This is a genomic window from Streptomyces sp. NPDC102402 (assembly GCF_044765765.1).
In the GTDB taxonomy this organism is placed as follows: Bacteria; Actinomycetota; Actinomycetes; order Streptomycetales; family Streptomycetaceae; genus Streptomyces.
This window is the reverse complement of the sequence record NZ_JBIWKR010000011.1, coordinates 58,784-72,612: the sequence shown is the minus strand read 5'-3', so window position 1 is coordinate 72,612 and position 13,829 is coordinate 58,784. Positions and strand designations below refer to the sequence as shown.

Below are 13,829 nucleotides of genomic sequence, written 5' to 3'. Positions count from 1 at the left end.
AACGCAAGGGTGACGGCCGTCACAGGGAAGTGAATAGTCACCGGGGCCCCCAGGGACGGGGAGCCGACGCATACCCGAGGAGACCCCCGTGGCAGAGAAAGCCGCACGACGGGACCGCACCCACTATCTCTACATGGCCGTGATCGCCGCCGTGGTGCTCGGCATCACGGTGGGCCTGGTGGCTCCGGACTTCGCCGTGGAGCTCAAGCCGATCGGCACCGGCTTCGTCAACCTCATCAAGATGATGATCTCGCCGATCATCTTCTGCACGATCGTGCTCGGGGTCGGCTCCGTACGGAAGGCCGCCAAGGTCGGCGCCGTCGGCGGTCTGGCCCTCGGCTACTTCCTGGTGATGTCGACCGTGGCCCTGGCCATCGGCCTGGTCGTCGGCAACATCCTGGAGCCGGGCTCCAGCCTCCACCTCACCGAAGCGGCCCGCGCCGCGGGTGAGGCGCAGGCGGGCGACAGCGAGTCCACCGTGGACTTCCTGCTCGGCATCATCCCCACCACCATGGTGTCCGCGTTCACCGAGGGCGAGGTCCTCCAGACCCTGCTCATCGCCCTGCTCGCGGGCTTCGCGCTCCAGGCCATGGGTTCGGCCGGAGAGCCGGTCATCCGCGGCATCGGCCACATCCAGCGCCTCGTCTTCCGTGTCCTCGCCATGATCATGTGGGCGGCTCCGGTCGGCGCGTTCGGCGCGATGGCGGCGGTGGTCGGGGAGACCGGCGTGGACGCGCTGAAGTCCCTCGCGATCATCATGGTCGGCTTCTACGTGACCTGCGCGCTCTTCGTGTTCGTGATCCTGGGCGCGATCCTGCGCCTGGTGGCCGGGGTCAACATCCTCTCCCTGCTGAAGTACCTGGGCCGCGAGTTCCTGCTGATCCTCTCCACCTCCTCGTCCGAGTCGGCCCTGCCGCGGCTGATCGCGAAGATGGAGCACATGGGGGTCAGCAAGCCCGTCGTCGGCATCACCGTGCCGACCGGCTACTCCTTCAACCTCGACGGCACCGCGATCTACCTCACGATGGCCTCGCTCTTCATCGCCAACGCCACGGGCGACCCGCTGAGCATCGGCGAGCAGATCTCGCTGCTGGTCTTCATGGTCATCGCCTCCAAGGGCGCGGCGGGCGTCACCGGCGCCGGTCTGGCGACCCTCGCGGGCGGCCTCCAGTCGCACCGGCCCGAACTGGTCGACGGCGTCGGGCTGATCGTCGGCATCGACCGCTTCATGAGCGAGGCCCGCGCCCTGACGAACTTCGCGGGCAACGCGGTGGCCACGGTCCTGGTCGGCACCTGGACCAAGGAGATCGACCGGGAGCGGGTGGACCAGGTCCTCTCCGGCGCCCTCCCGTTCGACGAGCAGACGATGACGGACGACGCCCACGGTGGCGAGCCGCACGTCCCCGAGTCCAGGGACGGCGGCGAGGAGCAGCGCTCGCTGGCGAAGGCCTGACGCGTGACGACGCGGCCGGTACGGGGTTCCCGTACCGGCCGCGTCCGTGTTTCCGCGGCGGCCCCGGCCGCCGGTCCGGGGCGTCGGCTCACAGATCGTCCGGAAGGAGCCGGAACGCGGAGTGGCCTGTGAGCGGACGCATGATCCGGAAGCGCCGGTCGGACGTGGGGAGATCGGCTGTGCGGTACGCGGCCGCGAGCACGACGTTCATCGCGTCGGTCAGGCCGACCCCCCGGCCGTCGTCTGCCTTGTGCGCCGTACGCCCAGGGTCCTTGGGGTGAAGAGGCGGTACAGCGCGTTCGTGTCGGCGATCGCGACGGGGATGTCAGTCATCGACCGAGCCCATGCCCCGCAGAGTCGCGTCGATCTCGTCGTCGGTGAGCCCGGGGCCGCCCAGGTCGGGGAGTTCCAGATGCCCCATGGGGTCGGTGCGGAACGGGTGGACGGGCACGCCCAGCGGCAGTCCGCGGGGGACGATGTCCCCTATCGGAACACCGTCCTTGGTGATGGTGACCGTTTCCCCGGCCTGAACGCGGGCCATCACGCGTGAGCTCTGCTGATTCAGCTCGCGGAGCGGGACTTCGTCGTTGTCGCCCACACATGCGGCGTACTACCCGTTCTGCACCAAGGCGGGGCGAGCGGTCGGCCGTGAGCGCCGCGGGCTCGTGGAAGGTGGCCGGGCGTGATCGTCCTGTGCTGGTTCGGCACCCGGTGTTCGAGCAGGATCAGTGTCCTGACCAGGCACAAGGGGTGGGGACATTGAAGACCGTACGACGCCGAAGAACCGCACTCGCGCTGCTGCTCCCGGTTCTCATCGGCGTGGGTGGTTGCGGCGCGGAGGACAAGGGCGACGCGGGGGAGTCCGTCTACGGGCAGCCGCTCGCCGAGCAGTTCCAGGCGGCGACGGACGCCACCCGTGACGCGGGCACCGCCGCCTTCGTCTCGACGCTGACCTACGGCACGGCGGGCGGCGATGCCGTGCACCGCGCCCGGGGGAGCCAGGACTACGAGCGGGGGACGTCACGCGCGGACCTCGGCCTGTCCGCTTCCCGCACGTTCCCGAAGGGCACGCTGGAGGTCCTGAGGGGAGCGGCTCCGAAGGGCGAGCAGGCGCTGGCCACCGCGGACGACGACGTCTACGTCCGCAACGGCGAGTCCGCCTGGCTGAAGTACACCCCCGAGGCCGTCGGCGAACTCGGCGAGGCCACTGCCGAGGTCGCCGGGCACGCGGCCGGGGACGCGGCGCCGTACAGCGGGACCCTCGCGGACCTCGTTCCGCGCACGATCCCCCGGGAGGCCCCTGAGCGCCGCGCGGACGGCAGCCGGGTCTACCGGGTGACCCTGCTGCCCGAGGTCGCGGGCGAACTCCTCCCGCGTCACCTGCGGGGCGCCGGCGACGCCTGGGGGACGGAGTCCGTCGGACTGACGGTGAAGCTGGACGCCGACGGCCGACTGGCCTCGGCCTCCGCCGACCTCGCCCCCCTGCTGACCGCGCTGCACGGCCAGGGGATGCTCGTCGGCGTGAAGCGGCTGCGGGCGGCGTACGCACTCACCGCCTTCGGCGAGCCGGTGAAGGCCGAGGGGCCTTCCGGCGGTGGCGAACCCGTCGAGGACGCCGGTGAGGTGCTGGCGCCCGTCACCACGCTGAAGGCCGGCCGGTGCGCGGCCACCGGTGACACCGGGCTGGGCACCGAGGAGATCGTCCGGCCCGTGGACTGCGCGGACCGGCACGACCTCCGGGTGCTGGGGCAGGTGGAGGTGGACCGGGTGTTCCCCGGCAACCGGGACGTCGGGAGCGGCGACCGCTACGGCAAGGAGGAGTGCGAGCGCGCCGATGCCGCCGCACCGGAGGACTGGAGGCGCGGCGGCCGGTACGCGAAGGGATTCCGCGTGCAGGGCAGGTCCAGCGTGACCGTCTCGGTCGCCATGGACGGGCAGCCCGGCAGCGGGACGGAGACGACGGTGAAGGGCTCCTACACCTGCTTCCTCACCGTCTCCTGAGAACGACGAGATGACGGGCTTTCGGACAGCGGACAAGGGGTACGGGCGACTGCCTCCGTCCGGAACCCCCTCCGAAGCCCGTCCCTTGCCTTGACGCCGACGTCAAGGACTACCGTCGCGGTATGCGAATCGGGGAGCTGGCCGGACGGGCCGGAACGACGACACGGACGCTGCGGTACTACGAATCCCGCGGACTGCTGCACGCGCGCCGTGCGGACAACGGCTACCGCGCGTACGACGAGAGCGATCTGCGGCTGATCCAGCAGATCCGGACCCTCCAGGACTTCGGGTTCGACCTGGAGGAGACCCGCCCCTTCGTCGACTGTCTGCGCGCCGGCCATCCGGCGGGTGACGCCTGCCCCGCGTCGCTGGCCGTCTACCGCCGCAAGCTCGGTGAGCTGGACGCGCTCATCGGCCGGCTCCAGGGCATCCGGGCCGAGGTGGGTGCCCAGCTGGCCCGTGCCGAGACGGAGGCGTCCGCCGGACTGCCGGGCGGCCCCGAACCACGATGTGAACTGAACTGGGAGGACGAGGGATGATCCACGCAGAAGGTGTCGCCGAGGTCACCGACACGACGTTCGACGCCGAGGTCCTGGGAGCCGGCCTGCCGGTCCTGGTCGAATTCACCGCGGACTGGTGCGGGCCCTGCCGTCAACTGGCCCCGGTGCTCGGCTCGATCGCCAGGGAGGAGGCGGGCCGCCTGAAGGTCGTGCAGATCGACGTGGACCACAACCCCGGGATCACGAGCCGGTACGCGGTGCTGTCGACGCCGACGCTGATGGTCTTCCAGGACGGCGAACCGGTGAGGTCGATGGTGGGCGCCCGCCCGAAGCGCCGGCTCCTCCAGGATCTGGAGGACGTGCTCCCGGCGGCGGCCTGAGGCGGTCGACCGTCACGAGGCGCCGGATACGGCCGTCCCGCCGGTCCCGGCGGTGCGCGTGTGCGCGCCGGCGGGAGCGCGCTCTCCCGTGCATATTCGCTGGACAGCGGGGGAAGCCCGGGAGCGGCCCGGCCCCGCCGGGCATCTCGTATGTCGGCCATCGTCCCCGCGGCCCCCTTTGCCGGAGGTCGGCCGCCGCTAGCGTGACAGCGGCCCTCGCACCCGCGAGGCGACCGATCACGTAGGGGGAACAGGCATGACAACACGTGTACACGGGGTCTTACCCAGGGCGGTCACCGTCCTCCTGGCCGCGCTGGCCGTCGTCCTCGGGCTGACCGCCCAGGCCGGCACGGCGAGGGCCGGCGAAGCGTCCGCGTCCGGGCTGGCCGGTCTGACGTTCACCTCGGTCAACAGCGGCCGTAACCTGGACCTGCAGAACGGCAACACCGGGGGCGGGGTCTTCGTCGTCACCAACGCGGCCCCTGGCTACCACCAGCAGTGGACGGCCGAGCAGCAGGCCGACGGTGCGGTCCGGCTCGTCAACGACGCCTCGGGCAAGTGCCTGGCGACCGGCTTCCCGCTCGCGCAGCAGACCTGCGCCGGAACGGCCGCCCAGCGCTGGTACTTCCAGCCCGTAACCGGCGCCGAGAACACCTTCATGATCCGCAACGCCGGTGACAACAAGTGTGTCGACGTCGTCCTGGCGGCCCAGAACAACGACGCGTGGACCCAGACCTACTCCTGCAACGGCAGCAAGGCGCAGCAGTGGACCATCCCCGCCTCCGCCACCGGCGACGCGTTCAAGGCCGCAGTGGACTACGCCTCCAAGCGGTGCCAGAAGGACGCGGCGACCTGCTCCTGGACGAAGGGCTCCCAGGCCCCGGCCGAGCCGCTGCCCGTGCAGTGCGTCTCGCCCGTCTGGTACAACGGCACCGCCGCCTCGGTGCCGTGGACGTTCTCGCTGACCACCGAGCACGGCTGGTCCAGCGAGATCAGCGTCTCCTTCGAGTCGAGCCTCACCGTGGGCGATCCGAGCCCCGTCCAGACGAAGATCGCCCTCACCACCACGGGCAAGGTCACCTACAGCCTCGGCGAGACGCTCGGAAACAGCCTGGAGATCGCCGTGCCGTCGGGCCACTACGGCTGGGTGGCGCTGTCGGAGCTGGCGACGAAGGTGACCGGCGACTGGACCTTCGACGCGAACGGCTACCCCTGGAAGGCGCACGACACCGTCACCGTGCCCCTGACCAGTGACGACCAAGGGCACGCCAGCGTCTACCTGGCCAAGACCGGCCCGGAGTTCACGACCTGCGGCAGCTGAACCGCCCCGGGCCCGCGCCGCGCGCGAGCGGTGCGGGCCCCGGGAGGAGGGGTCAGGCCGGCCGCAGCCAGACCGTCGCCAGTGGCGGGAGCGTCAGCGTGATGCTGGTGTCCCTGCCGTGCGCCGGCACCGCCTCCGGCTTCAGCGGCTCCTCGTTGCGTACGTCGCTGCCCCCGTAGCGGGCCGCGTCCGTGTTCAGGACCTCGACCCAGGACTCCGGGCCGTCCGGCACGCCGATGCGGTAGTCCTGCCGCACCACCGGCGAGAAGTGCGAGACCGCGATCAGTGGGGAGCCGTCCGCGTCGTAGCGGACGAACGAGAAGGCGTTGTCCTCCGCCGCGCCGCCGTCGATCCAGCTGAAGCCCTCCGGGGAGGTGTCCCGCTGCCACAGCGCGGGCAGGGCGTTGTAGACCGCGTTGAGGTCCGTCACCAGGGTGCGTACGCCCCGGTGGTCGCCTGATGCCTCGTACGTCTCGTCGAGCAGCCACCAGTCCGGGCCGTGGCCCTCCGACCACTCGGCTCCCTGGGCGAACTCCTGCCCCATGAAGAGGAGCTGCTTACCCGGGTGCGCCCACATGAAGCCGAGATAGGCGCGGTGGTTGGCCCGCTGCTGCCACCAGTCGCCGGGCATCTTGCTGACCAGTGCCTGCTTGCCGTGCACCACCTCGTCGTGCGAGATCGGCAGCACGTAGTTCTCGCTGTACGCGTACACCATCGAGAAGGTCATCTCGTTGTGGTGGTACTTGCGGTGGACGGGCTCCTTGGACATGTACACCAGGGAGTCGTGCATCCAGCCCATGTTCCACTTCAGGCCGAAGCCCAGCCCCCCGGAGTCCGTGGCGCGGGTGACACCGTCCCAGGCGGTCGACTCCTCCGCCATCGTGACGACACCCGGGTTGCGCCGGTAGACCGTCGCGTTCATCTCCTGGAGGAAGGCGACCGCGTCCAGGTTCTCCCGGCCCCCGAACTCGTTCGGCGACCACTGGCCGTCCTCGCGGGAGTAGTCGAGGTAGAGCATGGAGGCGACCGCGTCGACCCTCAGTCCGTCGATGTGGAACTCCTCGCACCAGTAAGTGGCGTTGGAGACCAGGAAGTTGCGGACCTCCTTGCGGCCGTAGTCGAACTCCAGGGTCCCCCAGTCCGGGTGCGCGGCCCGGTTCGGGTCGGAGTGCTCGTACAGCGGGCGGCCGTCGAACTCCGCGAGCGCCCAGTCGTCGCGCGGGAAGTGGGCCGGCACCCAGTCCATGAGGACGCCGATGCCCGCCGCGTGCAGCGCGTCGACCAGGAAGCGGAAGTCGTCCGGGGTCCCCATGCGGGACGTCGGCGCGTAGAAGCCGGTGACCTGGTAGCCCCAGGACCCCCCGAAGGGGTGCTCGGCGACGGGCATCAGCTCGACGTGGGTGAAGCCCAGCTCCTTCACGTACGAGGGGAGCTGTGAGGCGAGCTGGCGGTAGGACAGGCCCGGCCGCCAGGAGGGGAGGTGGATCTCGTAGACGGAGAAGGGAGCCTCGTGCACCGGGCGGTCGCCCCGGTGCGCCATCCAGTCCGCGTCCTGCCACGCGTGGTGCGAGGCGGTGACCACCGAGGCGGTGGCCGGCGGGACCTCCGTGTACCGGGCCATCGGGTCGGCCCGCTGGGTGTGCGACCCGTCGGGCCGGCAGATGTCGTACTTGTAGACGGCGCCCTCGCCGACGCCGGGGAGGAACACCTCCCAGATGCCGGTGGAGCCGAGCGAGCGCATCGGGAAGGCCGTGCCGTCCCAGTAGTTGAAGTCGCCCGTGACCCGGACCCCGCGTGCGTCCGGTGCCCACACGGTGAAGCGGGTGCCGGTCACGCCCTGGTGTTCCACCGGCTGGGAGCCGAGCGCCTTCCAGAGCTCCTCGTGCCGGCCCTCGCCGATCAGATGGAGGTCCAGCTCGCCGATGGCCGGCAGGAAGCGGTACGGGTCGTCCACCTCGATGGTGTTGTCCTCGTAGGCGACCCGCAGGCGGTAGCCCTCGGGCACCGCCGGCAGGGACAGCACCCCGGAGAAGAGGCCGTCGCCGTCGCTCTGCAGCTCGGCCCCGGTCCGCTTGCCGGGGATCAGCACGGCCACCGAGCGCGCGTAGGGGCGCAGGACCCGGAAGAGCACTCCGGCCGGGACCGGGTGCGCGCCGAGGACACCGTGCGGGTCGTGGTGCTCACCGGCCAGCAGCCGGCCCCGGTCCGCGTCGTCCAGGGCGGTCGCGGGCAGGACGTTCTTGCTGCCTCCCCCGCGCCGGGGGCGGGGAGGGGCACCGGTCGCCGCCGCGGTCGTCTTCCGGGCCCGGGGGCGCTTGGCCGGGGGCGCTGCGGCGGGTTCGGCCGCCGGGGCGGCAGCGGCGGGCTCGGTCGTGGCGGCAGCCGTGACCTCGGCGGTCACCGGCTTGGCCGTGGGCGGGACCTCGATGGGCTCGGACGACTTGCGGGACGGCTTGCGGGCGGTCACGGAGACTGCCTCCTCGGAAGTGAGTGGTGGGGAGCGGACGTCACACGGGTGTGGCGGCCAGGCGCTGGATCGCGGCCATCGGCACCGGCAGCCAGTCGGGGCGGTGGCGGGCCTCGTACAGCACCTCGTACACCGCCTTGTCGGTCTCATGGGCGCGCAGCAGCTCCGGTTCGCCGCGAGGATCGGAACCCGCCGCGCTCGCGTAGCCCTCGCAGTACGCGGCACGGCAGCGGGCGGCCCACTCGGGGTTCCACGGGTGGTGCGAGCGGGCCGCGTAGTCGAAGGACCGGAGCATCCCCGCGACGTCACGGACCGTCGGCTGGGGGCTGCGCCGCTCGGGCAGCGGCCTGGCAGGCTCGCCCTCGAAGTCGATCAGCGACCAGAAGCCGTCGTCGTCCCGCAGGGTCTGCCCCAGGTGGAGGTCACCGTGGACCCGCTGGACCGGCCAGCCGCGCCCCGTGTCCCCCAGTGCCCCGACGGCGTCGAAGGCGGTGCGCAGGCCCGGTACGTACGGGACGAGTGCCGGGACCGCCTGGGCGGCTGCCTCCAGGCGCTCCACCATCCCGGCCACCAGGTTCCTGGTGCGGTCGTGGGCCAGTGGGGGAGTGGGCAGCGCGGCGGCGAGGGCCGTGTGCACCTCCGCGGTCGCCCGGCCGAGCGCGTGCGCCTCGGGGAGGAAGTCCCGTCCGGCGGCCAGGGCGGCGAGCGCGAGCTGCCATCCGTCCTGCGCACCGCGCAGGAAGGGCTGCAGCACGCCGAGCGTGAGGGGCTCCGGACCCGTCGTCGCCTCGAACCAGGCCACCGGCGCGGGTACCCGGCCGCAGCCCTCGCGGCCGAGCGCGAGCGGCAGTTCGAGATCGGGGTTGGTGCCGGGGAAGACCCGGCGGAAGATCTTCAGGATGAAGGCGTCGCCGAAGACCAGCGAGGAGTTGGACTGCTCCGTGTCCAGGACGCGCGGGGTGAGTCCCGGGGGGATCGGTTCCGCCCTGTCGAAGCGGAGCGGGCCGAGGGATCCGGGATTACGGAATCGTTCCAGCAGGAGGTCGGCGACCCGCGGGTCGTGCAGTCCCTCGTACAGGGTGCGGCCGGCCAGCGGGCCTTCCGCGACGTGGCCGATGCGCGCGTCGGCCAGCCGTGGGGGCAGCGTGGTGCGCACCCCCAGCAGGAGCTGGTAGCAGTCACCCCGGTCCGGAGCGGGACGTCCGCCCGGCTGGTGGACCCGGACGAGCAGGTGCAGCAGTCCGGGGCCGGTGCCCGCGGTGTCCAGGGGCAGTATCTCGGTGGCGGCGACGAGGGAGAACCCGGTGACGGGCTTTCCCTTGCCCGCGAACCACCGCTGCCGGGGCACCCACTCGTGGAGCAGCGGGGCGAGCGACGGCAGCAGGGCCGTCGTGCCCGTGGCGCTCGTCGAGTGTCTTCTTGTCGTCTTTCTCGATGTTGTGCTCTTCGCCAGGGCGACTCGAGTGGATGCAGCCTCCGACATGGCATCGCGTCCTTTCCCCGGGCACACCACAGGATGCGAAGAGTGTCCCGGATTGCGGCAATGGCTGTCCGGCTGTGCGGGACGTGTCGGGTGAGGAAAGTCCGTACGGACTCGATCAAGGGGCCACAAAGACCCCGATGGAGCCCGGAAGTGCTCGATACGGGGGAGAGTGCCCCGAGCGGGGCGGCGGAAACCGCCCCGCGGGCGGCGCCTCGACGGTGAGGCGCCGTCAGCCGGCCGTCACGGCGGTCAGCCGACCGGGGCGTCCTTCCGCATCCGGAACCAGTAGAAGCCGTGCCCCGCCAGCGTCAGCAGGTAGGGCCACTGACCGACGGCCGGGAAGCGCACCCCGCCGATCAGCTCCACCGGATGGCGCCCGTCGAAGTCCCGCAGATCGAGCTCCGTGGGCTGTGCGAACCGCGAGAAGTTGTGGACGCACATCACGAGATCGTCCTTGTACTCGCGGGTGAACGCGAGGACGGCGGGGTTGGACGACGGCAGTTCGCTGTACGAGCCGAGGCCGAACGCCGGGTTCTGCTTCCGGATCTCGATCATGCGGCGCGTCCAGTGCAGCAGTGAGGACGGCGACGCCATCGACGCCTCCACGTTGGTGACCTGGTAGCCGTAGACCGGGTCCATGATCGTGGGGAGGTAGAGCCGCCCCGGATCGCTGGAGGAGAAGCCGGCGTTGCGGTCGGGCGTCCACTGCATCGGGGTGCGCACGGCGTCGCGGTCACCCAGCCAGATGTTGTCGCCCATCCCGATCTCGTCCCCGTAGTAGAGGATCGGTGAGCCGGGCAGGGAGAGCAGCAGGGCCGTGAACAGCTCGATCTGGTTGCGGTCGTTGTCCAGGAGAGGTGCCAGACGCCGGCGGATGCCGATGTTGGCCCGCATCCGCGGATCCTTGGCGTACTCCGCGTACATGTAGTCGCGCTCTTCGTCCGTGACCATCTCGAGCGTGAGCTCGTCGTGGTTGCGCAGGAAGATGCCCCACTGGCAGCCCGACGGGATCTCCGGGGTCTTCGCCAGGATCTCGGAGACCGGGTAGCGGCTCTCGCGCCGTACGGCCATGAAGATGCGGGGCATCACCGGGAAGTGGAACGCCATGTGGCACTCGTCGCCGCCGGCGGTGTAGTCGCCGAAGTAGTCGACGACGTCCTCCGGCCACTGGTTGGCCTCGGCCAGCAGGACCGTGTCCGGGTAGTTGGCGTCGATCTCCTTGCGGACCCGCTTGAGGAAGCCGTGGGTCTCGGGGAGGTTCTCGCAGTTGGTGCCCTCGCGCTGGTAGAGGTAGGGCACGGCGTCGACCCGGAAGCCGTCGATGCCCAGGTCCAGCCAGAAGCGCAGGGCCGAGATGATCTCCTCCTGCACCGCCGGGTTCTCGTAGTTGAGATCGGGCTGGTGCGAGAAGAACCGGTGCCAGTAGTACTGCTTGCGGACCGGGTCGAAGGTCCAGTTGGACGTCTCCGTGTCGACGAAGATGATCCGCGCGTCCGGGAACTGCTTGTCGTCGTCGGCCCAGACGTAGTAGTCGCCGTACGGCCCGTCCGGGTCGGTGCGGGACTGCTGGAACCAGTCGTGCTGGTCGCTCGTGTGGTTCATGACGAAGTCGATGATCACGCGCATGCCGCGCTGGTGCGAGGCGTCGACGAACTCCACGAAGTCGGCGAGGTCGCCGAACTCGGGAAGCACGGCGGTGTAGTCGGAGACGTCGTAACCGCCGTCGCGCAGGGGCGACTTGAAGAACGGCGGCAGCCAGAGGCAGTCGACGCCCAGCCACTGCAGGTAGTCGAGCTTGGCGGTGAGGCCCTTGAGGTCACCGACGCCGTCCCCGTTGGAGTCCTGGAAGGACCGGACGAGTACCTCGTAGAAGACGGCGCGCTTGAACCAGTCGGGATCGCGGTCCTTGGCGGGAGTGTCCTCGAACAGGTCGTGGACAGGCTCATTGACGATCATGGTGTGGGTGACCCTCCGGTCGGCGGGGACGGTCGCAGGACCGCGATGTGCGCGGGCGTGACGCCCGGCTCTAGGCGCACATAGAAGGTCCTGCCCCAGTGATAGGTGTCGCCGGTGAGCTCGTCGCGCACCGGCACGCGCTCGTGCCGGTCGAGGCCGAGCCGCGGCATGTCCAACGAGACCGTGGCCTCCTGGGTGTGGTGAGGGTCGAGGTTGACGACCACCAGGACGATGTCCGAACCGGAGCGCTTGCTGTAGACGAGCAGCGCCTCGTTGTCGACGTGGTGGAAGTGGATGTCGCGCAGTTGCTGGAGTGCCGGATGGCGACGGCGGATCCGGTTGAGAGAGGTGATCAGGGGGGCGAGCGTGCGGCCCTCACGTTCCGCGGACTCCCAGTCCCTGGGCCTGAGTTGGTACTTCTCGGAGTCCTGGTACTCCTCGCTCCCGGGACGCACCGGGGTGTTCTCGTACAGCTCGAAGCCCGCGTACACGCCCCAGGAGGGGGACAGCGTCGCTGCCAGGACGGCCCGGGCCGCGAAGGCGGCCGGCCCGCCTTCCTGGAGGTAACCGGGGAGAATGTCGGGCGTGTTCACGAAGAAGTTGGGCCGCATGTACGAGGAACTCTCGCCCGAGAGCCCGGTCGCGTACTCGGTCAGTTCCTGCTTCGTGTTACGCCAGGTGAAGTACGTGTAGGACTGCTGGAAGCCGACCGCGGCCAGCGTGCGCATCATCGCCGGGCGGGTGAAGGCCTCCGCCAGGAAGATCACGTCCGGGTCGGTGCCGTTGATGTCGGCGATCACCTTCTCCCAGAAGACCACCGGCTTGGTGTGCGGGTTGTCGACGCGGAAGATCCGTACGCCGTGCTCCATCCAGAACCGCAGGATGCGGACGGTCTCCGTGACGATCCCGCGCAGGTCCGTGTCGAACGCGATCGGATAGATGTCCTGGTACTTCTTGGGCGGGTTCTCGGCGTAGGCGATGGAGCCGTCGGAGCGGTGGTGGAACCACTCCGGGTGCTCCTTCACCCAGGGGTGGTCCGGGGAGCACTGGAGGGCGAAGTCGAGCGCGATCTCCATCCGCAGGGTGCGGGCCGTCGCGACGAAGTGGTCGAAGTCCTCGATCGTGCCCAGGTCCGGGTGGACGGCGTCGTGCCCGCCCTCGGCCGAGCCGATCGCCCAGGGCACGCCGGGGTCGTCGGCGCCGGGGGAGAGGCTGTTGTTCGGGCCCTTGCGATGGGTCGTCCCGATCGGGTGGACCGGCGGGAGGTAGACGACGTCGAACCCCATCGCGGCCACGGCGGGAAGCCGCTCGGCCGCGGTGCGGAAGGTGCCGCTGACCAGCCGGGGAGCGGGCGCGGAGACCTCCGCGGAGACCGCGGGGCCCTTCCTGCGCGCGGCGGCCGCGGTCTTCGCGGTCTTCGTGGCACGCGGCTTCCGGGCGGGCTTCGCGGGGGCCGGCTCCTCCATGCGCGCGCCCTCGGAGCGCGGGAAGAGCTCGTACCAGGAGCCGTACAGGGCGCGCCGGCGCTCGACGGTGAGCGGCATCGCCCGTGACGCGGTGACCAGTTCGCGCAGGGGGTGGCGGCCGAGCGCCTCGTCCACCTCGGCCGCCAGCGCCGCGGCGAGGCGGGAGGCCGCCGGACGGTCCGTGTCACGCAGCGCGTCGACGGCGGCCAGTACGGCCTCGCGCCCGTCCTGCTTCGGTACGCCCTCGGCGGCGCGGGCGTAGAGCTCGGCGCCCTCCTGGAGGACCAGCTCCGTGTCGATTCCCGCCGGGATCTTGATCCGCGCGTGGGCGCGCCAGGTGGTGACCGGATCGCTCCACGCCTCGACCGTGTACGTCCAGCGGCCCTCCGACTCCGGGGTGACGTCGGCGCCCCACCGGTCCGTGCCGGGAGCGAGCTCGCGCATCGGCGTCCAGGGGCCGGGCCGCCCGCCGGCGTCGCACAGCACCACGTTGGCGGCGACGGCGTCGTGTCCCTCGCGGAACACCGTGGCGCTGACCTCGAAGGTCTCGCCCGCGACGGCTTTGGCGGGCCGTCTGCCGCAGTCGACGAGCGGACGGACGTCCAGGACGGGAATGCGACCGATCATGGAATCACCTGGGGGTCGGAGCTCGGCATGCACGGCGTGCGACGGCGTGAGGGGCTGACCGCGCGCGCCGCGATGGTGGGGTTGCGTCCTTTGTAGCTGCTCGGTCGTCGGCTGGCGGGCTGTGGGCATGGCCGCTCCTGTCCGCGTTCACTCGAATGGCCTCGAATGGCAGGTG

Annotated in this window: 10 protein-coding genes; 5 read left to right on the top strand and 5 right to left on the bottom strand. The window is 70.9% G+C overall.

Annotated features, from left to right (window positions below; all coding sequences use genetic code 11):
• Positions 1-133: 133 nt before the first annotated feature.
• Entirely contained in the window at positions 134-1,453 is a 1,320-nt protein-coding gene (locus ACIRJR_RS27290; protein WP_403785613.1) for a cation:dicarboxylate symporter family transporter, read from the top strand.
• A gap of 325 nt (positions 1,454-1,778) precedes the next feature.
• Here ACIRJR_RS27290 and ACIRJR_RS27285 read toward each other — a convergent pair whose 3' ends face one another.
• Positions 1,779-2,051, bottom strand: coding sequence for a type II toxin-antitoxin system Phd/YefM family antitoxin (locus ACIRJR_RS27285; RefSeq protein WP_403785303.1), 273 nt, complete (start codon positions 2,049-2,051; stop codon positions 1,779-1,781).
• A 152-nt stretch (positions 2,052-2,203) separates the two neighbouring features.
• On the opposite strand from ACIRJR_RS27285, the gene ACIRJR_RS27280 reads away from it, so the two are divergent.
• From ACIRJR_RS27280 to ACIRJR_RS27265, 4 genes are all read left to right on the top strand, one after another.
• Entirely contained in the window at positions 2,204-3,454 is a 1,251-nt protein-coding gene (locus ACIRJR_RS27280; RefSeq protein ID WP_403785301.1) for a hypothetical protein, read from the top strand.
• A 122-nt stretch (positions 3,455-3,576) separates the two neighbouring features.
• Positions 3,577-3,993, top strand: coding sequence for a MerR family transcriptional regulator (locus tag ACIRJR_RS27275; protein WP_403785299.1), 417 nt, complete (start codon positions 3,577-3,579; stop codon positions 3,991-3,993).
• Positions 3,990-4,334, top strand: a complete 345-nt coding sequence (locus ACIRJR_RS27270; protein WP_403785297.1) for a thioredoxin family protein — start codon at positions 3,990-3,992, stop codon at positions 4,332-4,334. Before ACIRJR_RS27275 ends, ACIRJR_RS27270 begins: the two co-directional genes overlap by 4 nt.
• A gap of 256 nt (positions 4,335-4,590) precedes the next feature.
• Positions 4,591-5,655, top strand: coding sequence for an RICIN domain-containing protein (locus tag ACIRJR_RS27265; protein WP_403785295.1), 1,065 nt, complete (start codon positions 4,591-4,593; stop codon positions 5,653-5,655).
• A gap of 52 nt (positions 5,656-5,707) precedes the next feature.
• Here ACIRJR_RS27265 and glgB read toward each other — a convergent pair whose 3' ends face one another.
• From glgB to ACIRJR_RS27245, 4 genes are all read right to left on the bottom strand, one after another.
• Positions 5,708-8,122 (bottom strand): 1,4-alpha-glucan branching enzyme, encoded by a 2,415-nt coding sequence (glgB, locus tag ACIRJR_RS27260; protein WP_403785292.1) that lies wholly within the window; start codon positions 8,120-8,122, stop codon positions 5,708-5,710.
• 40 nt (positions 8,123-8,162) lie between these two features.
• Entirely contained in the window at positions 8,163-9,605 is a 1,443-nt protein-coding gene (locus ACIRJR_RS27255; RefSeq protein WP_403785289.1) for a maltokinase, read from the bottom strand.
• 249 nt (positions 9,606-9,854) lie between these two features.
• Positions 9,855-11,561 carry a maltose alpha-D-glucosyltransferase gene (gene treS / locus ACIRJR_RS27250; protein WP_403785286.1) on the bottom strand — a complete coding sequence of 569 codons (1,707 nt, stop codon included), beginning with the start codon at positions 11,559-11,561 and terminating at the stop codon, positions 9,855-9,857.
• Positions 11,558-13,654, bottom strand: coding sequence for an alpha-1,4-glucan--maltose-1-phosphate maltosyltransferase (locus tag ACIRJR_RS27245; RefSeq protein WP_403785284.1), 2,097 nt, complete (start codon positions 13,652-13,654; stop codon positions 11,558-11,560). Before ACIRJR_RS27245 ends, treS begins: the two co-directional genes overlap by 4 nt.
• Positions 13,655-13,829 lie beyond the last annotated feature (175 nt).

What these genes read in the sequence shown, in the direction of transcription:
- ACIRJR_RS27255 (WP_403785289.1), bottom strand. Translation starts at nt 9,605, where the DNA reads ATGTCGGAGGCTGCATCCACTCGAGTCGCCCTGGCGAAGAGCACAACA.
- treS (WP_403785286.1), bottom strand. Translation starts at nt 11,561, where the DNA reads ATGATCGTCAATGAGCCTGTCCACGACCTGTTCGAGGACACTCCCGCC.
- ACIRJR_RS27275 (WP_403785299.1), top strand. Translation starts at nt 3,577, where the DNA reads ATGCGAATCGGGGAGCTGGCCGGACGGGCCGGAACGACGACACGGACG.
- ACIRJR_RS27265 (WP_403785295.1), top strand. Translation starts at nt 4,591, where the DNA reads ATGACAACACGTGTACACGGGGTCTTACCCAGGGCGGTCACCGTCCTC.
- ACIRJR_RS27245 (WP_403785284.1), bottom strand. Translation starts at nt 13,654, where the DNA reads ATGATCGGTCGCATTCCCGTCCTGGACGTCCGTCCGCTCGTCGACTGC.
- ACIRJR_RS27290 (WP_403785613.1), top strand. Translation starts at nt 134, where the DNA reads ATGGCCGTGATCGCCGCCGTGGTGCTCGGCATCACGGTGGGCCTGGTG.
- ACIRJR_RS27270 (WP_403785297.1), top strand. Translation starts at nt 3,990, where the DNA reads ATGATCCACGCAGAAGGTGTCGCCGAGGTCACCGACACGACGTTCGAC.